The following is an 18,546-nucleotide window of genomic DNA, read 5'->3' on the forward strand; positions in this document are numbered from 1 at the left end:
AAATGACATATAAATCTGACCAGGCAAGTTACCAACCCATTGTTTTTCTGCAGTTTAAACCCAATCCGATTTCACTCCTGCACTGTTTAGTGCACGATCCATCAATCATCTGAATCCTGAAGATTGCAGAGTTTACATCACTTATACGGCACTATTTGCTAAAGTGCCGGTCGTAATAACTACAGTTGTACCGCACCGGGAACCATGGACCGACTTCTTCGCGCGTTACATTCACTCCAGACATGAAGGCGCTATGAAGAAAACCGGGCAGTTCTGTTCCAAACTTTTGCATCCCCGCTACTGGTTTACCTGGTTCGGGCTGGCAGTGCTCTGGCTGCTGGTGCAGCTTCCCTATCCCATGTTGATCCGGCTGGGTGCCACGGCGGGTCGGTTATCACGTCATTTCCTGAAGCGGCGCGAACGCATCACCCGACGCAACATCGAACTCTGCTTCCCGCATATTAATGAACGCGAGAAAGAGATGATGATTGCCGGCAACTTTGAATCGCTGGGCATGGCGCTGGCGGAAACCGGCATCGCCTGGTTCTGGTCCGATGCGCGTGTGCGTCAGCTGTTTCAGGTGCAGGGCATCGCCAATCTTCAGCATGCGCAGAGCCAGCAGCGCGGCGTAATGGTGATTGGCGTGCACTTTATGTCGCTGGAGCTGGGCGGTCGCATTACCGGGCTGTGTCAGCCGATGATGGCGATGTATCGTCCGCACAACAATCAGGCGATGGAATGGGCGCAGACCAAAGGCCGCATGCGATCCAATAAAGCGATGATTGATCGACGCGATCTGCGCGGTATGGTGCAGGCCCTGAAACAGGGCGAAGCCGTCTGGTTCGCACCGGATCAGGATTACGGCCCGAAAGGCAGCGTGTTTGCGCCGCTGTTCGCGGTTGAGAAAGCCGCCACCACCAACGGCACCTTTGTGCTGTCGCGGCTGGCTAAACCGGCAATGCTGACCATCGTGCTGATTCGCAATGCCCGCAAAGATGGCTATCAGCTGATCATTCAGCCGCAGCTGGAAGGCTATCCGCATGATGACGAAGCGGCCGCTGCAGCCTACATGAACCGGGTGATTGAAAAAGAAATTCTGCGCGCGCCTGAGCAATACCTGTGGCTGCATCGCCGCTTCAAAACCCGTCCGCCAGGCGAAGCGTCACTTTACGTCTGATCGCCGCTGGTCGATGATAGTCCGCACCAAGACAAACCTGCGGACTATCATGATGGAACACTCTCTTACAGCAGGCTGGCAGCGACCGTTGCTCGCCGACCGCCTTACGCCCTACCTTGAAATTGATGCTGCGCGCCTGCAGCGTAACCTGCAGCGGATGCAACAGAAAGCCGATGCCGCCGGCGTCGCGCTGCGTCCCCACATCAAAACCCATAAAAGCGTCTGGATCGCTGAGCAGCAGCGCCAGCTGGGCGCGCACGGTATCACCGTATCAAAACCCAGTGAAGGCGTGGCGTTTGTGCACGGCGGGGCACGCGATGTACTGCTGGCTTATCCGGTGGTGCACGCCGCCGCACTGACCGAACTGCTGCAGCTGGCGGCACAGCGTCAGGCGCGTATTACCTGCATCGCGGACTGCGCGGCTGGGGTCGCTGCCATTGCTGACGCCCATCAGCGCCAGCCTGACTGCGCGCTGGCAATTGCCATCAAGGTGGATGTGGGTCTGCAGCGCGTTGGCGTCGATCCGCACAGCGACATGGCGCTAACGCTGGCGCAGCAGATTGTTGCCAGCGGCTTGCCCTTCGCCGGACTGATCTCGCACGCCGGTCACGCCTACGCTGCGGGTCATGCCGCCGCGATAGCCGAAGTGGCGCAGCAGGAAATGGTGCTGATGCGTGATTTACAGCGGCGATTACTGGATGCCGGCTTTGTCCCCTGCCCGATCTCGGTGGGTTCCACGCCCACGGCGCTGGCGGCACCGGTAGCCGCCGGCAGCGATGAAATCCGTCCCGGTAATTATGCCCTGCTGGATCTCACCGCCTGGCGTCTGGGCTTATGTGATGCGGATGCGCTGGCATTGACGGTCGTGACGCGCGTGGTGGCAGTCAATCCGCATTACGCCATCATTGATGCCGGATCCAAAATGCTGAGCTCGGACAAAGGCCCGCACGGCACCAATGCCAGCGGTTTCGGCATCGCGGTTGACGAGCATGGCCATCAGTATGAAGTGCAGAAGCTGTCGGAAGAGCACGGCTTTGTAACCTATGGTGAACGTGCGCCTGCGGTGGGTGCCCTGCTGCGCATCTTCCCCAACCACAGCTGCGCGGTAGTGGCACAATCCGAACGCTTCGTACTGCGCCAGGCTGATGGCAGCGCCGAACTGCATGACATTGAAGGGCGCGGCCGCTTTATCTGACAGAAAGCGCTGTTGCCGCACACTTCCGTCACCGGGCCGTTTGCAGCCCGGTGACCTTCAGTTAAGGTGAGGCGATGTTTCAGGTTTAATTTGCCGTTTACCTGCACCCTGGAGGTTCCATGCTGCCATCTCAGACAGTGACGCTCACCATTCCCCGCAACTGGTTAGATCTCTATGAAACCATCTGGAAACCTGAATGTTTCGCGAAGTGGGCCAGCGGCCTGAGCAGCAGCACATTGACGCAGGAAGGCCAGTACTGGAAAGCGAAAGGGCCGGAAGGTACGGTGAAGATTCGTTTTACCCCCTATAACCCGTTTGGCGTGATGGATCACTGGATCGATACCGGCAGTGGTAAAGAGATTTATATGCCGATGCGGGTGATAGCCAATCAGCAGGGCGCAGAAGTGGTGATGGTCATTTATCGCCAGCCGCTGATGTCTGATGAGAAGTTTGCGCAGGATGTTGCCTGGGTTAAGCGCGACCTCGAGCGCCTCCTGCATCTGTTAACCCATTAGAATCAATGCATTATCCATCCAGCTGCACTTTATCCTCCGCTGGAAGTAATCGATAAAAAAACGGCATTTTTTTCGCGCAGCAGTGTTTAACTGTTTCACCCACGACAGCGCGCATTTTCTCATCATTCACCAGTCTGGCTAAAGCGTCGCTACCGGGAAAATTCCTGGTGGCGTCGGCCTGACGATGGCTGAGTGCTTCTGATTTATCACTGTTTTTTCCGTCGCATAGGCTGGCGCAACTTTGCCACACGATGAATGATAGAAAATGACTAATAAATCGCATCAGCCATTACTTATATATTCACATCTATATTCTGAAACCATTTATTCCTGCAGTCGATTTATAGGAGTTTTCTTATGGTGTTAATTTAATTAAAACACGGTATAACTCCCTCACACACAGCAGTACTTAATAATAACAACAGCAGGGAACAACATGGATCGCTCAACCTATCCTTTGTTATCTGAAAAAGAATTTGTTGAGATTGCCAGAAGGATGCTGGCCGGGGAATATAATAATGCAAAGGGATTTTATAACGATCTCGCGGATTTCCTCCTTACCGGAGGAGATACCGTGCAGACAAAAAAAATATTACGCGCCAGGGGCATTACTTTATCATCAGAACATCACTTAATTAACAGCATCGCGACGTGGCCGGCGCTGAAAGGTATCTCAGGGCTGCGGCAGGAAGCGCTGCATTGATGTGACCTGGACTCTGGGCCGCCGCCCGGGTGAAACCTTAATTGCACTGGTACATGTACCATAATGAGCAGAGCATGGCGATACGCGAAAGAAATCTGGCCAGCGCCAAATGGTCCGTTTTGTCTTCAATTAAAATCGTGGGTATTGGGGTATTACAGCTTTCACTGCTGGCGCAAATACTGCAGGCGAATGAAATCAATTTGCTCGCCATTGCCATAGTCATGCTATTAGTGATTGATACGCTGGCCGATCGCGGCTTCGGTAATAGCCTTATTCGCAATCAAAACTTAAATAACAGCGAACTGTCCACGCTTTACTGGGGCAATGTATTAAGCGGCTTATTTATTTTTGCCGTGCTGTTCATCGGCAGTGATATTTACAGCCGTCTGATGGGCCAGCCGGAACTGGCAATTATGCTGGAGATGATATCCGTCATCTTTATTATTATTCCGCAGGGGCAGCACTATCGCGCCATTCTGCAGCGGGAAAAACAATTTACGCGCATTGCCTTTACGGAAACCTCTTCCGTGCTGGCCGGGCTGGCGGTCACGCTGTTTACCGTGTGGCTGACGCCGTCAGTGCTGTGCGCTATCTGGGGTTACCTGGCGATGGTTTCCATCAGAATGCTGGTCTACTGCTACTACGGGCGCTCCTGGTTTCAACCGGAATACCGTTTTAGCCTGAAAGCTTTCGCCGCAGTGCGAGCAAGAAACGGATAATAACAACAAGTCTGTATGGTGGGCTCTGGGCATCTGCAAGATGCGTTCGCGTGCTGGTTACCAGCACGCTTTTTTCTTTTTACGCTTCCAGTAATTCTTCCAGCGAGTGATAAGCCAGTTCGCTCAGCTTGCCATTGCGGTGCAGGCGCAGCCATCCCACCAGCATGCGCAGTTCATCAATCACCATATATAAGTCAGCCATATCATTTTTGCTTTTCACCTGCAGGCGGGTTAGCGCATTAAGCTTGTGCGCATTCACCGTTTTATGGCTGATGCCGAGCCGGTTACCAATCTGTTCGGTGTTGTAGCCCCACGCCATCATCAGCAGCACCCGCAGTTGCCGATCCGGCAGCAGAATGTCGGCGCCCTCCTGCTGCTGTGGCGATCCACCGGCAATACAGGTGAGCAGCCAGTCGCACAGCGCGGCGTGCGAAGACTTTAAGTCAAGCACGCTAAGTCCCGGCAGGTAGCGACCAAGCGCCCGCATCATCGGCAACAGACGTCGGGTCAGTACCAGCATCTGCATGGCCGGAAACTGCTGCTGCAGCGCATACAGCACTTTGAAGGTGCCCGCCAGCGGCATATTCTCGTGAAAAATAAACACCAGCAACCGCGGCCGCACTCTTTCACACTGAGAGATGACGGTACTGAGCGACCAGAGTTCATGCACCCGGCAACCCACCGGTAACGCTGATAGCAGGCTTTCCAGCCCAAGCGCGGCCAGCTTATCGGAGGAGTAATAGAGGATGTCTTCGCTGAATTTTTTCATGCCTGTCCAAAGTTGCTGCACGTCGCGCCCGTAAATGATGAGCCTGAGTGAGCAGGCATTAATCAGGTACGACACATTCACAGCGAAACTTAAATCAGGCCAGCCCTGGCGTTTCGCATCATTTTTATTGATGCGAAAATCCCGGCCGATGACGGTGATTCCTCTCTGACAAACCACTAAGCCAGCACATTATCAATCTGGCTAATCCGAAAAGATTTTTTTAGAAAATCTCAGTGGTCTACACTCTGGGAAATCTTTAGCCTTGCCGCCAGTTTACTGGAGTGCTCTATGTTATTAACCGTCCTGTACATTATTGGTATTACCGCCGAAGCGATGACCGGTGCGCTGGCGGCAGGCCGACGCAAAATGGATCTGTTTGGCGTCATTATTATTGCGTCGGTCACGGCGATTGGCGGCGGCTCGGTACGCGATATTCTGCTGGGCCACTATCCGCTCGGCTGGGTGAAACACCCGGAGTACATCATGATTGTCGCCGCGGCAGCCGTGGTCACCACCTTTGTCGCGCCGCTGATGAACCATCTGCGCAAGGTATTTCTGGTGCTGGATGCGCTCGGGCTGGTGGTGTTCTCGATTATCGGCGCACAGGTTGCGCTGGATTCTGGCCATGCGGCGATTATCGCGGCCATCGCCGCGGTGATTACCGGCGTGTTTGGTGGCGTGCTGCGCGATATGTTCTGCAACCGCATCCCGCTGGTGTTCCAGAAAGAGCTGTATGCCGGTATCGCTTTTGCCTCCGGCTGGATGTATATCCTGCTGCTGAAAACGCCGCTGGCGCATGAAGTGGTGGTGATCATCACGCTACTGTTCGGCTTCTTCGCCCGCCTGCTGGCGCTGCGCTTCCGCCTCGGCCTGCCGATTTTCAACTATCCCCATCCCGAGCACTGAGGGCTGCGCAGGAATATCCTGCTGCTGCAAAAAGTGAATCAGCGACTGCAGGTGCGCATCCTGCAGCATCGCCACCAGCCGCTGCGCCAGGACACTGCCGATGCCCGGCAGCTGCTGCCAGCTGTCGGCTGAACGCGCCAGCAGCTGCGACCACTGCGTATCGGGCAACGCCTGTAGCGCCGTGCGCGGCAGCGGTAAGCCCAGCGCGCTGATCCAGCGGCGCAGCGGCTGCTGGCGCGTCAGGTTAAAACGATGCCAGATTTGCTGTGCGCGCACGCTGGAGATGCCCTGCGCCTGCGCAATCTGCGCTGGCGTGAGCGTCAGCCAGGAGAACAGGTGGCTGATGCTGCCGCTGTCCAGCAGGCGCTGCCAGCTGCTGTGCTGCACGCCAGCAATATCCAGCACCGACTTATGACTCAGCCAGCTGAGGCGCGAGAGAAACTGCGCGCGACATCCCGCGCTGAAGTGCAGACAGCTCAGCGCATGAAATTCGTCGTCCTGCGGCGGCTGGGGATAGTCGCGCTGCGCCACGCGCCAGATCACCCGTTCCAGCCGCGGAATACCCAGCCCGGCCAGCGACAGCGTGACCTGATCGCCGGCGATGACATCCCACTGCTTCCAGCGGCGCAGCGAACCCAGATTGACCCGCCGGACGGTTTTATCCTCCAGCTGCACCGGCTGCAGATTCAGCACCACGGCAATTTTGCCGGTACGTCCCACGTTGAAATCCACGGACAGCACCTCGCTACTGACTTCGGCGGGCTGATATTTCCATGCGGCCGACCAGCTGCCCTGGCCGGGCTGCCAGTCGCGCCCGACACGCTGCGGTGACTGGTGAATCACCACGCCATCGGTGACAAAAGGGAGCGGCTGGCGATACCAGCGCTCGCGCCACGCTGCGACCTCCTCTTCATTACTGACCTGCCGGCTCCACTGCTGCGTCAGACCAAAGCCCCACTGCGCGAGCTGCGCCAGCCGCGCCTGCATCATCGGCGGCCCATCCGGCCAGGCCCAGATAAACACGCCAATGCGCGACAACAGCGGACTGGCCTCGCGCCGCATCATCGCGCCCGCCACCTGAGCGCGCGCATTCTGACCGCCATCGCGTGCCTGCTGGTGATCGGTCATCGTCAGAAACAGTTCCCCCTGCAGCACCACTTCCGCACGGTCAGTGGCGATATGCTGCGGGATCGCCGCAATGTGCGGTGCTTTCGCCAGCCACTGTTCACCGCGCAGTCCATCGCCCCGGCTAATCAGGGCAGCCAGTTCGCCGTGACGATACACCAGCGTCACCGCCACACCATCGACTTTCGGCTGCACCCACAGCGCCGGTTTATCCTGCATCCAGTAGGCCACCGCCAGCCTGTCACGCAGCTTGCGCACGCCGGTATGCGCCACCGGATGCAGCGTGCTGCCGTCGGTGCTGAGCCGCGACGCATAGCCCGGCAGCGCCGGCGTGAAGCAGCGCTGCCACTGCTGTAAGCGCTGCTGCAGGCTGTCGTAGTCGGCATCGCTTACCGGACTTTGCCCCTGGCGGTAGTAAGCATCATCCCAGTGGCGCAACTGATTATGCAGCCCGGCCATCTCCTGCTCTGCGCGCACCGGCGACCAGTTGGGACATATCGCCATTACGTTCGCACATCCCGCCAGCAACATCGCGCACAGCCCTCTCCATCCTTTCATCGTCGCCTCCTTTTTTGCTGATTGCAGCGTGCCGCAGCGAGCGATACCAGCGCTAAAAAGCGAAGTGTGGAGCGAGGCTGACGGGTTTTCGTCCGGATTGCAGGAAATTGCGCCGCCGCGAGAGGCCGCGCACAGAAAAAGAATTGCCGCCTGCGGGCGGCAAACGCTGCGTGCTGCGCTTAAGCCGTGTATACTGTGCAGGAAATCGACTCCGCTCTTTACTCAATTCAAGATAACCATGGCTCAAGGCACGCTCTATATTGTTTCCGCCCCCAGCGGCGCAGGTAAATCCAGCCTGATTCAGGCGCTGTTAAAGACACAACCGCTGTACGATACGCAGGTGTCTGTTTCTCATACCACCCGCGGCGTGCGCCCCGGCGAAGCGCATGGTGAACACTACTTTTTCGTCTCAAAGCCTGAATTCGAGCGCATGATCGCCGAAGATGCTTTCCTTGAGCACGCAGAAGTGTTTGGCAACTATTACGGCACTTCCCGCGCGGCGATTGAGCAGGTGCTGGCCACCGGCGTTGACGTGTTTCTCGACATTGACTGGCAGGGCGCGCAGCAGATTCGCCAGAAAATGCCGGCCGCCCGCAGCATCTTTGTTCTGCCGCCGTCCACCGAAGAGCTGGATCGCCGCCTGCGCGGTCGCGGTCAGGACAGCGAAGAGGTGATCGCCCGCCGCATGGCACAGGCAGTGGCAGAAATGAGCCACTATGCCGAATATGATTATTTGATTGTTAATGATGATTTCGATCTGGCGCTGTCGGATCTGAAAACCATTATTCGCGCAGAACGTCTGCGTATGGGTCGCCAGAAAGCGCGACATGATGCTTTAATCAGCAAACTATTGGCAGTCTGAAGTCACTTTCAGTATTATGCCCAGTCATTTCTTCATCATCTGTGGAGTAGCACACCTATGGCACGCGTAACCGTTCAGGACGCAGTAGAGAAAGTTGGTAACCGTTTTGACCTGGTGTTGGTCGCTGCACGTCGTGCACGTCAGATGCAGGTAGGCGGCAAAGATCCGCTGGTTCCGGAAGAGAACGATAAAGCCACCGTTATCGCCCTGCGCGAAATCGAAGAAGGCCTGATCACCAACCAGATTCTGGATGTGCGTGATCGTCAGGAACAGCAAGAGCAGGAAGCCGCTGAGTTACAAGCCGTTACCGCTATCGCTGAAGGTCGTCGTTAACAGCACTCTGCAGGTCAACCTTGTATCTGTTTGAAAGCCTCAATCAGCTGATTGAAAAATACTTGCCTGAGGAGCAAATCAAGCGCCTCAAGCAAGCTTATCTTGTCGCACGTGATGCCCACGAGGGACAGACACGCTCCAGCGGCGAACCCTATATTACCCATCCCGTTGCGGTTGCCTGCATTCTGGCCGAGATGAAACTCGACCACGAAACGCTGATGGCGGCGCTGCTGCATGATGTGATTGAGGATACGCCCGCCACCTACCAGGACATGGAACAGCTGTTCGGGAAAAGCGTGGCCGAGCTGGTGGAAGGCGTTTCCAAGCTCGATAAGCTGAAATTCCGCGACAAGAAAGAAGCCCAGGCTGAAAACTTCCGCAAAATGATCATGGCGATGGTGCAGGACATTCGCGTCATCCTGATCAAACTGGCTGACCGCACGCATAATATGCGTACGCTGGGCGCGCTGCGTCCGGATAAAAAGCGGCGCATCGCGCTGGAAACGCTGGAGATTTACAGTCCTCTGGCGCACCGCCTCGGTATTCACCACCTGAAAACGGAACTGGAAGAGCTCGGCTTTGAAGCGCTCTATCCGAACCGTTTCCGCGTGATTAAAGAGGTGGTGAAAGCAGCGCGCGGTAACCGTAAAGAGATGATTCAGAAGATCCTGTCGGAAATCGACGGGCGCCTGCAGGAAGCCGGCATTCCCTGCCGCGTCAGCGGGCGTGAGAAGCATCTCTATTCGATCTACCGCAAAATGCACCTGAAAGAGCAACGATTTCACTCGATCATGGATATCTATGCCTTCCGCGTCATCGTGAAAGACCTTGATACCTGCTATCGCGTGCTCGGTCAGATGCACAGCCTGTACAAACCGCGTCCCGGACGCGTAAAAGATTACATCGCCATTCCCAAAGCCAACGGCTATCAGTCACTGCATACCTCGATGATCGGCCCGCACGGCGTGCCGGTTGAGGTGCAAATCCGTACCGAAGATATGGATCAGATGGCGGAAATGGGGGTGGCGGCCCACTGGGCCTATAAAGAAGCCGGCGAAAGCGGCACTACCGCGCAAATTCGCGCCCAGCGCTGGCTGCAAAGCCTGCTGGAGCTGCAGCAGAGCGCCGGCAGCTCGTTCGAGTTTATCGAGAGCGTAAAATCCGATCTGTTCCCGGATGAGATCTACGTGTTTACGCCGGAAGGCCGCATCGTCGAACTGCCCGCTGGCGCCACGCCGGTGGATTTCGCCTATGCGGTGCACACCGATATCGGTCACGCCTGCGTCGGTGCGCGCGTCGATCGCCAGCCGTATCCGCTGTCGCAGGCGCTGACCAGCGGCCAGACGATTGAAATCATTACCGCACCTGGCGCCCGGCCAAATGCCGCGTGGCTCAACTTTGTGGTGAGCTCGAAAGCGCGCGCCAAAATTCGCCAGCTGCTGAAAAACCTCAAACGCGAAGATTCCGTCAACCTCGGTCGACGTCTGCTGAGCCACGCGCTCGGCGGCAGCAAAAAGCTGGCCGAGATTCCGGCAGAGAATATTCAGCAGGAGCTGGAGCGCATGAAGCTCACCAGCATCGACGATCTGCTGGCGGAAATTGGCCTCGGCAACGCCATGAGCGTGGTAGTGGCGAAGAACCTGCTGCAATCCGGCAGCGAAGAACCTGCTTCTGGCAGCAGTAAGCGCAGCAAAAAGCTGCCGATCAAAGGCGCTGATGGCGTACTGATCACCTTCGCCAAGTGCTGCCGTCCGATTCCTGGCGACCCGATTGTCGCGCACGTCAGTCCCGGTAAAGGGCTGGTGGTGCATCACGAATCCTGCCGCAACATTCGCGGCTACCAGAAAGAACCGGAAAAGTTCATGCCGGTGGAATGGGATAAAGTGACCGATCAGGAGTTTGTCGCCGAGATTAAGGTGGATATGTTTAACCACCAGGGCGCGCTGGCCAACCTGACTGCGGCGATCAACACCGCTGGTTCGAATATTCAAAGCCTCAATACCGAAGAGCGTGACGGCCGCGTTTACAGCGCCTTCATCCGCCTCACCGCGAACGATCGCGTCCATCTGGCCAATATCATGCGTAAAATCCGCGTGATGCCGGACGTGATTAAAGTTCACCGTAACCGTAATTAGTGCATGAACGCTCAACGTTTTGCTCGTATCCAGGAGATGCTGGCCATGCGCCAGCACGATCTCACCGTCTGCATGGAGCAGGTGCATAAGCCGCACAATGTCTCTGCGGTGATCCGCACCGCTGACGCCGTCGGCATCCATGAAGTCCACGCGGTATGGCCCAGCGTGCGCATGCGCACCATGGTGTCGGCGTCAGCGGGCAGCAACAGTTGGGTGAAGGTGAAAACCCATCGCCACATCGCTGATGCGGTGCGCCATCTGAAAGATCGCGGCATGCAGGTGCTGGCGACGCATCTGTCAGACAAAGCGGTCGACTTCCGCGAGATCGATTACACCAAACCGACCTGTATTCTGATGGGTCAGGAAAAAACCGGCATCACCGCCGAAGCGCTGGCACTGGCCGATCGCGATATCATCATTCCGATGGTCGGCATGGTGCAGTCGCTGAATGTCTCGGTGGCCTCCGCGCTGATTCTGTATGAAGCCCAGCGTCAGCGGCAAAACGCCGGCATGTATCGCCGCCAGCACAGCCTGCTGGACGAGGATGAGCAGCAGCGCCTGCTGTTTGAGGGCGGTTATCCGGTGCTGGCGCGCGTAGCGAAGCAGAAAGGCCTGCCCTATCCGCACATCAACGCGCAGGGCGATGTCGAAGCCGATGCCGCCTGGTGGGCCACCATGCAAGCGACGGGTAAAAAATGAAAGGCCGTCTGCTGGATGCCATCCCGCTCAGTACCCTGACCGGCGTCGGCGCCAGCCAGGCGGGTAAACTGGCGAAACTCGGCCTGTTTACCATTCAGGATCTGCTGCTGCACCTGCCGCTGCGCTACGAAGACCGCACCCAGCTGTACAAAATTAACGATCTGCTGCCCGGCATCTGGGCGACGGTGGAAGGTGAAGTGCTGCACAGCGAAATCACCTTTGGCCGACGCCGCATGCTGGTATGCCAGATCAGCGACGGCAGCGGCGTGCTGACGATGCGCTTCTTCAATTTCAACGCCGGCATGAAAAACAGCCTGGCGCCGGGCCGTCGCGTCACCGCTTACGGCGAGATCAAACGCGGCCAGCGCGGCGCCGAAATCATTCATCCGGAGTATCGCGTCCAGGGCGAGCTGGGTGGCGTTGAGCTGCAGGAAACCCTGACGCCGGTCTATCCCACCACCGAAGGTATTCGCCAGGCTACGCTGCGCAATCTCACCGATCAGGCGCTGACGCTGCTGGAAAGCTGCCCGATTGCCGAACTGCTGCCGCCGGAGCTGAGCGGCGGGTTGATTAGCCTGCCGGAGGCGCTGCGCACCCTGCACCGGCCGCCGCCGGACCTGCGCCTGAGCGAGCTGGAAACCGGCCGTCATCCGGCGCAGAAGCGCCTGATTCTTGAAGAGCTGCTGGCGCACAATCTCAGCATGCTGGCGGTACGCGCTGGCGCACAGCGCCATCACGCCCTGCCCATGCCGGCACGCCACGAACTGGTGGATAAGCTGCTGGCCGCGCTGCCTTTCTCGCCCACCGCGGCGCAGCGGCGCGTGGTCACAGAGATTGAGCGCGATCTGGCGCACGACTTCCCGATGATGCGCCTGGTGCAGGGCGATGTCGGCTCCGGTAAAACGCTGGTGGCCGCGCTGGCGGCGCTGAACGTGATCGCCCACGGCAAGCAGGTAGCGCTGATGGCGCCGACCGAGCTGCTGGCAGAACAGCACGCCAGTAATTTCCGCCAGTGGTTTGCGCCGCTTGGCGTAGAGGTTGGCTGGCTGGCCGGAAAGCAGAAAGGGAAAGCGCGCGAAGCGCAGCAGGAGGCGATTGCCCGCGGTCAGGTGGCGATGGTGGTCGGCACGCATGCGCTGTTCCAGGAACAGGTGAAGTTTAACGGCATGGCGCTGGTGATCATTGATGAGCAGCACCGTTTCGGCGTGCATCAGCGGCTGGCGCTGTGGGAAAAAGGCGAAGAGCAGGGTTTCCATCCGCATCAGCTGATCATGACCGCCACCCCAATTCCGCGCACCCTGGCGATGACCGCTTACGCCGATCTGGATACCTCAACCATTGACGAGCTGCCGCCGGGCCGTACGCCGGTGACCACGGTGGCGATTCCCGATACTCGCCGCAGCGACATCATTACCCGGGTGCAGAGCGCCTGCCACGAAGGCCGTCAGGCCTATTGGGTGTGTACGCTGATCGATGAATCCGAGGTGCTGGAAGCGCAGGCGGCGGAAGCCACCTGGCAGGAACTGAAGGTGGCGCTGCCGGATCTGCAGATCGGTCTGGTACACGGCCGCATGAAGCCGGCGGAGAAGCAGGCGGTGATGGCGGCGTTCAAGGCCAACGAAATCCAGCTGCTGGTGGCTACTACGGTGATTGAGGTCGGCGTGGATGTGCCCAACGCCAGCCTGATGATCATTGAAAACCCGGAACGACTCGGACTGGCGCAGCTGCATCAGCTGCGCGGACGCGTTGGCCGCGGTGCCGTCGCCTCACACTGCGTGCTGCTGTACAAAGCGCCGCTGAGTAAGACCGCGCAGAAACGTTTGCAGGTGCTGCGCGACAGCAACGACGGGTTTGTCATCGCCCAGCACGATCTGGAGATTCGCGGTCCCGGTGAACTGCTCGGCACGCGCCAGACCGGTAACGCCGAGTTTAAAGTTGCCGATTTACTGCGCGATCAAAGCATGATTCCGGAAGTTCAGCGCGTGGCGCGCCATATTCACCAGCATTATCCTGAACAGGCTCAGGCACTGATCGAGCGCTGGCTGCCGGAAACCGAACGCTACAGCCACGCTTAATCCGCCTGCGGCTGACGATCCACCGCCATGAAATCGCCGACAAAGCGCTGCAACAGGCGCGTTAACTCAGCGCGCTCTTCAGCGGGCCAGTTAGCAAACAGCTGCTGATAAATCTGCGTGCGCGCCGCGTCGATTTTGTCCGTCATTGCTTTTCCCGCCGCCGTGATCACCGCCTCATTCACCCGCTTGTCTCTGGCATTTTTCTGCCGCTGCGCCAGTCCCAGCTCCTCCAGCTTCGCCACCTGACGGCTGACGGTGGTGTAATCGCGCCCGGCGCGATCCGCCAGCTCCACCACGCCGAGGGGACCAAAGCGGCCAATCTGGATCAGCAGCGGAAACAGGGCGCGGTCCAGCTGGATACCAGACTCTTTTATCAGTAATTCATCACGTTGCGGACGATTAAAGGTGCCGACAATCATTAGCAGCGCGTTGTGCAGATCATCGAAGTCAGCCTTATTATGTGTATTTTGCACGCTTTTCATTGACGTCATCCCGGAGCAAGCCTAATGTGTGCATATTACACATATTATCCGATGAACTGAAGGTGAAAACATGAAAGCAGCCATTGTCAGTGCCGCAGGCGAGAAACCAGTATGGGGCGATTTTCCGGCACCGCAGGCCGATGAACATCATGTGGTGGTGACGGTGAAGGCCGCTGCGATTAGCCAGCTGGCGAAAGCCCGTGCCGCCGGAACCCATTACAGCGCAGGTAGCCACTATCCGTTTATCGCCGGTATTGATGGCACCGGCACATTAAGCAACGGCGATCCGGTCTATTTTCTCGCGTTTAGCGCGCCGTGGGGCAGTATGGCGCAGCAGACCCGGGTGCCGGCTGCGGCGGTGGTTGCGCTGCCGCCGACGCTTGATCCGCTGCTGGCTGCGGCAATCGCCAATCCTGGCATGTCCTCGTGGGCCGCACTGACACGCCGCGCCCGGTTACAGGCAGGTGAAACCGTGCTGATTAACGGCGCAACCGGCACCTCCGGCGGGCTGGCGGTGCGCATAGCGCGTCACCTCGGTGCCGGGAAAATCATCGCTACCGGCCGTAACCGCGCGGTGCTGGAACAGCTGCGCACGCAGGGCGCCGATATCATCCTGACGCTGGATGAACTGCCCGGCGCGCTGCCAGCGCTGATGCAGCAAGGCATTGATGTGGTGCTGGATTATCTGTGGGGCCAGAGTGCGCTCGACATCATGCACGCGGCCGTGGCCGGCGGTGAGAAAACGGTGCGCTTCGTGCAAATTGGCTCGCTCAGCGGCCAGGAAATCACGCTGCACAGTAAACTGCTGCGCTCATCCGGGCTGACGCTGATGGGCAGCGGGCTGGGCAGCGTCTCTGACAGCGAGCTGATCGCCTGTATCGGTGAGATGCTGCACGCCGCCGCTGAAAGTGACTTCTCCATCGCCTTTAATCAGCGTCCGCTGAGTGAGGTAGCGCAGGCGTGGCAGCAGGATGACAGCCGCTGCCGCACGGTGTTTACGCTCCAGATCAATCACAACTAAAAGGGGCATTGCAAACGATTGCTTTCACAACGCAACCGTTTAAAATCGCCCCTTTGTTGTTATTGAGAAGCCACCATGTCCGTCAATACTGCTGAATCCCGCCAGACTGCCAGCGAGGCAGGCGAGAGCAAAAGTGAACTGATTTACCGTCTTGAAGATCGTCCGCCACTGCCGCAAACGCTGTTTGCCGCCTGCCAGCATTTGCTGGCGATGTTTGTGGCGGTGATTACCCCGGCACTGCTGATCTGCCAGGCACTCGGCTTACCGGCGCAGGACACGCAGCACATCATCAGCATGTCGCTGTTTGCATCGGGCGTGGCGTCCATTCTGCAAATCAAAACCTGGGGACCGGTGGGATCTGGCCTGCTGTCGATTCAGGGCACCAGCTTTAACTTTGTCACGCCGCTGATCATGGGCGGTATGGCGCTGAAAAACGGCGGTGCCGATGTGCCGACCATGATGGCGGCGCTGTTTGGTACCCTGATGGTGGCCTCCTGTACCGAGATGTTGCTGTCACGCGTGCTGCACCTCGCGCGCCGCATCATCACGCCGCTGGTGTCCGGCATTGTGGTGATGATTATCGGTCTGTCGCTGATTCAGGTCGGCCTGACCTCGATTGGCGGTGGCTTCGCCGCCATGAACGATCACAGCTTTGGTGCGCCGAAAAATCTGCTGCTGGCCGGTGCCGTGCTGCTGGTGATCATCCTGCTTAATCGCCAGCGCAACCCTTATCTGCGCGTCGCATCGCTGGTGATCGCCATGGCGGTGGGTTATGCGCTGGCCTGGGCGCTGGATATGCTGCCCGCCACCTCCGCGCCGACTAATCAGGCGCTGCTGGCCGTGCCGTCGCCGCTCTATTACGGCCTGGGTTTTGACTGGAATCTGCTGATCCCGCTGATGCTGGTGTTCATGGTGACTTCGCTGGAGACCATCGGCGATATCACTGCCACCTCCGATGTCTCTGAACAGCCGGTCAGCGGTCCGCTGTATATGAAGCGCCTGAAAGGCGGCGTGCTGGCCAACGGTCTTAACTCCTGTGTGTCGGCGCTGTTCAATACCTTCCCTAACTCCTGCTTTGGTCAGAACAACGGTGTGATTCAGCTGACCGGCGTAGCCAGCCGCTACGTGGGCTTTGTGGTGGCGCTGATGCTGATCGTGCTCGGCCTGTTCCCGGCGGTGAGCGGCTTTGTGCAGCATATTCCGGAACCGGTGCTGGGCGGTGCCACCATCGTGATGTTCGGCACCATTGCCGCTTCCGGCGTGCGCATTGTGTCGCGCGAGCCGCTTAACCGGCGTGCCATCATGATCATCGCGCTGTCGCTGGCGGTGGGCCTTGGCGTGTCGCAACAGCCGCTGATTCTGCAGTTTGCCCCGGACTGGCTGAAAACCCTGCTGTCATCCGGCATTGCCGCCGGTGGTATCACCGCTATCGTGCTCAACCTCGTCTTTCCGCAGGAAAAGTAATGCTGCTGGCAGGCTACGGCCTGCCTGTTATTTATCCGCTTTTTCATCCAGGCTGTTGAGCTGTAACGGTAATTCAGGCATAACAACCACTCACCGGATAAATATCGGGATGGATGGATGCGATGAAATTTTTAGGCAAGTTTTTCCTTACCTTGTTACTGCTGATTCTGCTGGCGCTGGTGGTTCTCTATGTGCTGCTGCAAACCCAGTGGGGCGCAGGCTGGTTTAGCCGTTGGGTAAGCGATAAAACCGCCTGGCATCTGTCGCTGAGTAAAATTGAGCACAACTTCTCCTCGCCTTCCCACATCATGCTGGATGACTTCAGCTTCGGCCACGACGGCCAGCCGGCAGTGCTGGTGGCGAAGCGCGTCGATCTCGGACTGGCACTGGTGCAGTTCAGCGATCCGCTGCATTTTGACAGCATTGAGGTGCGCGACGGCGACATCAACCTCGCTAACCAGTCACCACAAACCACGCTGCCGATTCAGGCCAACCGGCTGCAGCTCAATAATGTGCAGATCGAAAGCCCGCACAGCGCGCTGCCGCTGGCAGCGCAGCGGGTAAACGGCGGCATTGTGCCGTGGAAGCCCACGCCTGACGATATGCTGGGCAGCGATGCGCAGTTCCAGATGAGCGCAGGGGCCATGACGCTGGACGGCGTCGCCGGTAACAACGTGCTGCTGCAGGGCAATATCGCCAAACGCCGGCTGGTGCTGGCCAATATTGGGGCCGATCTGGCGCGTGGCTCAATGACCGGGAGCGCCGAGCGCGACGCGCAGGGTAACTGGCAAATCAATCAGCTGCGCCTCAACGACATTCGCCTGCAAACCCAGCAGAGCCTGAGCGACTTCCTCAGTCCGCTGCGCGACGTGCCTTCGGTGAGCATCAACCGGCTGGATATGACCGATGCGCGCCTGCAGGGCCCGGACTGGGCGGTGACCGATCTCGATCTGACCCTGAAGAACATCACGCTGCGCGGCGATGACTGGCAGAGCGACGACGGTTCGCTGGCCATGAACGCCGGTAACTTTATTAACGGCAGCTTTGAACTCAACGATCCGATCGTCAACGCCGAATTCTCACCGCAGGGCATTCAGCTGACGCAGTTCAGCTCACGCTGGGTCAACGGCGTGATTCGCGCCAGCGGCAGCTGGACGCGCAGCGACAAGCGCCTGACGCTTGACGATTTAGCCATTGCCGGCCTGGAATACACGCTGCCGCAAAACTGGCGCGATCGCTGGCAGCAGACACTGCCGGGCTGGCTGGATAGCGTGCTGGTGAAGCGTGCCACCGCTAACCGTAACCTGGTGATTGATATCAATCCGGCCTTCCCGTTCCAGATGACCGCGCTTGACGGTAATGCAGAGAATCTGCTGCTGGCGCGCCAGCATCAATGGGGCATCTGGGCCGGCAAAGCCAGCTTTAACGCGGCGGAAGCCACCTTTAACCGCACCGATTTGCGCCATCCGTCGATTAGCCTGAACGCCAGCGATCGGCAGATTGAGGTCAGCGAGATGAGCGCTTTTAACGGCAGTGGCTTACTGGAAGGCACGGCAACCGCAGGACAGGAAGCACAGCGTCCGTTTACGCTGAACCTGAAAGGCCAGGCGGTGCCGGCAAACGTGCTGCAAAACTGGGGCTGGCCTGCGTTGCCGCTAAGCGGTAGCAGTAATTTGCAGCTGCAGCTGAAGGGCTCGCTCAGCGCGGGCGCACCGCTGCGTGCTAGCGCAGAAGGCAGTTTGTCGGTGACCACGGATACGCAGTCGCTGCAGCAGACAATGCGTGGCGGGCAGGTGCAGTGATATTTG

Annotated in this window: 18 protein-coding genes; 14 read left to right on the forward strand and 4 right to left on the reverse strand. The window is 58.3% G+C overall.

The features are described 5' to 3' along the window. Window positions 1–253: 253 nt before the first annotated feature. From lpxP to MXF20_RS17865, 3 genes are all read left to right on the forward strand, one after another. On the forward strand, window positions 254–1,177 hold the full coding sequence (gene lpxP / locus MXF20_RS17855) for a kdo(2)-lipid IV(A) palmitoleoyltransferase (protein ID WP_325970589.1): 924 nt from the start codon (window positions 254–256) through the stop codon (window positions 1,175–1,177). A 49-nt stretch (window positions 1,178–1,226) separates the two neighbouring features. Further along, on the forward strand, window positions 1,227–2,372 hold the full coding sequence (locus MXF20_RS17860; protein ID WP_325970590.1) for an alanine racemase: 1,146 nt from the start codon (window positions 1,227–1,229) through the stop codon (window positions 2,370–2,372). 119 nt (window positions 2,373–2,491) lie between these two features. After that, on the forward strand, window positions 2,492–2,887 hold the full coding sequence (locus tag MXF20_RS17865) for a polyketide cyclase (protein ID WP_325970591.1): 396 nt from the start codon (window positions 2,492–2,494) through the stop codon (window positions 2,885–2,887). Window positions 2,888–2,897: 10 nt separating this feature from the next. Here the strand turns inward: MXF20_RS17865 and MXF20_RS17870 are convergent, their stop codons facing one another. Continuing rightward, window positions 2,898–3,170, reverse strand: coding sequence for a hypothetical protein (locus tag MXF20_RS17870; RefSeq protein WP_325970592.1), 273 nt, complete (start codon window positions 3,168–3,170; stop codon window positions 2,898–2,900). A 153-nt stretch (window positions 3,171–3,323) separates the two neighbouring features. Between MXF20_RS17870 and MXF20_RS17875 the strand changes: the two genes are divergently transcribed. Together MXF20_RS17875 and MXF20_RS17880 are read left to right on the forward strand one after the other, a co-directional pair. Next, complete coding sequence (locus MXF20_RS17875) at window positions 3,324–3,590, forward strand: hypothetical protein (protein WP_325970593.1); 267 nt, start codon at window positions 3,324–3,326, stop codon at window positions 3,588–3,590. Window positions 3,591–3,664: 74 nt separating this feature from the next. Beyond that, complete coding sequence (locus MXF20_RS17880; RefSeq protein WP_325970594.1) at window positions 3,665–4,309, forward strand: oligosaccharide flippase family protein; 645 nt, start codon at window positions 3,665–3,667, stop codon at window positions 4,307–4,309. Between the two features lie 79 nt (window positions 4,310–4,388). Here the strand turns inward: MXF20_RS17880 and MXF20_RS17885 are convergent, their stop codons facing one another. Then, complete coding sequence (locus MXF20_RS17885) at window positions 4,389–5,078, reverse strand: response regulator transcription factor (protein ID WP_325970595.1); 690 nt, start codon at window positions 5,076–5,078, stop codon at window positions 4,389–4,391. A 288-nt stretch (window positions 5,079–5,366) separates the two neighbouring features. Here MXF20_RS17885 and MXF20_RS17890 point away from each other — a divergent pair, with 288 nt between their 5' ends. Next, on the forward strand, window positions 5,367–5,984 hold the full coding sequence (locus MXF20_RS17890) for a trimeric intracellular cation channel family protein (protein ID WP_031279636.1): 618 nt from the start codon (window positions 5,367–5,369) through the stop codon (window positions 5,982–5,984). Here MXF20_RS17890 and ligB read toward each other — a convergent pair. Then, complete coding sequence (ligB, locus tag MXF20_RS17895) at window positions 5,898–7,667, reverse strand: NAD-dependent DNA ligase LigB (RefSeq protein ID WP_325970596.1); 1,770 nt, start codon at window positions 7,665–7,667, stop codon at window positions 5,898–5,900. The two genes, MXF20_RS17890 and ligB, sit on opposite strands and share 87 nt — an antisense overlap. A 238-nt stretch (window positions 7,668–7,905) precedes the next feature. Here ligB and gmk point away from each other — a divergent pair, with 238 nt between their 5' ends. The 5 genes from gmk to recG are packed head-to-tail and all read left to right on the forward strand — an operon-like array spanning window position 7,906 to window position 13,771. Further along, window positions 7,906–8,529: a guanylate kinase gene (gmk, locus tag MXF20_RS17900; protein ID WP_325970597.1), complete on the forward strand. Its 624-nt coding sequence runs from the start codon at window positions 7,906–7,908 to the stop codon at window positions 8,527–8,529. A gap of 57 nt (window positions 8,530–8,586) precedes the next feature. Further along, complete coding sequence (rpoZ, locus tag MXF20_RS17905) at window positions 8,587–8,862, forward strand: DNA-directed RNA polymerase subunit omega (RefSeq protein WP_021314198.1); 276 nt, start codon at window positions 8,587–8,589, stop codon at window positions 8,860–8,862. A gap of 20 nt (window positions 8,863–8,882) precedes the next feature. After that, complete coding sequence (gene spoT, locus MXF20_RS17910; protein WP_325970598.1) at window positions 8,883–10,997, forward strand: bifunctional GTP diphosphokinase/guanosine-3',5'-bis pyrophosphate 3'-pyrophosphohydrolase; 2,115 nt, start codon at window positions 8,883–8,885, stop codon at window positions 10,995–10,997. A 3-nt stretch (window positions 10,998–11,000) separates the two neighbouring features. After that, complete coding sequence (gene trmH / locus MXF20_RS17915; protein ID WP_325970599.1) at window positions 11,001–11,696, forward strand: tRNA (guanosine(18)-2'-O)-methyltransferase TrmH; 696 nt, start codon at window positions 11,001–11,003, stop codon at window positions 11,694–11,696. Continuing rightward, complete coding sequence (recG, locus tag MXF20_RS17920) at window positions 11,693–13,771, forward strand: ATP-dependent DNA helicase RecG (RefSeq protein WP_325970600.1); 2,079 nt, start codon at window positions 11,693–11,695, stop codon at window positions 13,769–13,771. The genes trmH and recG overlap by 4 nt, the downstream gene beginning before the upstream one ends. Here recG and MXF20_RS17925 read toward each other — a convergent pair. Next, window positions 13,768–14,253 carry a MarR family winged helix-turn-helix transcriptional regulator gene (locus MXF20_RS17925; protein ID WP_325970601.1) on the reverse strand — a complete coding sequence of 162 codons (486 nt, stop codon included), beginning with the start codon at window positions 14,251–14,253 and terminating at the stop codon, window positions 13,768–13,770. The genes recG and MXF20_RS17925 overlap by 4 nt on opposite strands. Window positions 14,254–14,323: 70 nt before the next feature. Between MXF20_RS17925 and MXF20_RS17930 the strand changes: the two genes are divergently transcribed. From MXF20_RS17930 to MXF20_RS17940, 3 genes are all read left to right on the forward strand, one after another. Further along, window positions 14,324–15,274 carry a zinc-binding alcohol dehydrogenase family protein gene (locus MXF20_RS17930; protein ID WP_325970602.1) on the forward strand — a complete coding sequence of 317 codons (951 nt, stop codon included), beginning with the start codon at window positions 14,324–14,326 and terminating at the stop codon, window positions 15,272–15,274. Between the two features lie 75 nt (window positions 15,275–15,349). Further along, window positions 15,350–16,738, forward strand: a complete 1,389-nt coding sequence (locus tag MXF20_RS17935) for a uracil-xanthine permease family protein (RefSeq protein ID WP_325970603.1) — start codon at window positions 15,350–15,352, stop codon at window positions 16,736–16,738. A gap of 122 nt (window positions 16,739–16,860) precedes the next feature. Beyond that, window positions 16,861–18,540, forward strand: coding sequence for an AsmA family protein (locus MXF20_RS17940; RefSeq protein ID WP_325970604.1), 1,680 nt, complete (start codon window positions 16,861–16,863; stop codon window positions 18,538–18,540). Window positions 18,541–18,546 lie beyond the last annotated feature (6 nt).

Source organism: Pantoea dispersa (genome assembly GCF_035783935.1).
GTDB lineage: Bacteria > Pseudomonadota > Gammaproteobacteria > Enterobacterales > Enterobacteriaceae > Pantoea > Pantoea dispersa_C.

Coding starts and splice junctions, on each gene's coding strand:
- lpxP (WP_325970589.1), top strand. CDS start 254: ATGAAGAAAACCGGGCAGTTCTGTTCCAAACTTTTGCATCCCCGCTAC.
- MXF20_RS17860 (WP_325970590.1), top strand. CDS start 1,227: ATGATGGAACACTCTCTTACAGCAGGCTGGCAGCGACCGTTGCTCGCC.
- MXF20_RS17865 (WP_325970591.1), top strand. CDS start 2,492: ATGCTGCCATCTCAGACAGTGACGCTCACCATTCCCCGCAACTGGTTA.
- MXF20_RS17870 (WP_325970592.1), bottom strand. CDS start 3,170: ATGCGATTTATTAGTCATTTTCTATCATTCATCGTGTGGCAAAGTTGC.
- MXF20_RS17875 (WP_325970593.1), top strand. CDS start 3,324: ATGGATCGCTCAACCTATCCTTTGTTATCTGAAAAAGAATTTGTTGAG.
- MXF20_RS17880 (WP_325970594.1), top strand. CDS start 3,665: ATGGCGATACGCGAAAGAAATCTGGCCAGCGCCAAATGGTCCGTTTTG.
- MXF20_RS17885 (WP_325970595.1), bottom strand. CDS start 5,078: ATGAAAAAATTCAGCGAAGACATCCTCTATTACTCCTCCGATAAGCTG.
- MXF20_RS17890 (WP_031279636.1), top strand. CDS start 5,367: ATGTTATTAACCGTCCTGTACATTATTGGTATTACCGCCGAAGCGATG.
- ligB (WP_325970596.1), bottom strand. CDS start 7,667: ATGAAAGGATGGAGAGGGCTGTGCGCGATGTTGCTGGCGGGATGTGCG.
- gmk (WP_325970597.1), top strand. CDS start 7,906: ATGGCTCAAGGCACGCTCTATATTGTTTCCGCCCCCAGCGGCGCAGGT.
- rpoZ (WP_021314198.1), top strand. CDS start 8,587: ATGGCACGCGTAACCGTTCAGGACGCAGTAGAGAAAGTTGGTAACCGT.
- trmH (WP_325970599.1), top strand. CDS start 11,001: ATGAACGCTCAACGTTTTGCTCGTATCCAGGAGATGCTGGCCATGCGC.
- recG (WP_325970600.1), top strand. CDS start 11,693: ATGAAAGGCCGTCTGCTGGATGCCATCCCGCTCAGTACCCTGACCGGC.
- MXF20_RS17925 (WP_325970601.1), bottom strand. CDS start 14,253: ATGAAAAGCGTGCAAAATACACATAATAAGGCTGACTTCGATGATCTG.
- MXF20_RS17930 (WP_325970602.1), top strand. CDS start 14,324: ATGAAAGCAGCCATTGTCAGTGCCGCAGGCGAGAAACCAGTATGGGGC.
- MXF20_RS17935 (WP_325970603.1), top strand. CDS start 15,350: ATGTCCGTCAATACTGCTGAATCCCGCCAGACTGCCAGCGAGGCAGGC.
- MXF20_RS17940 (WP_325970604.1), top strand. CDS start 16,861: ATGAAATTTTTAGGCAAGTTTTTCCTTACCTTGTTACTGCTGATTCTG.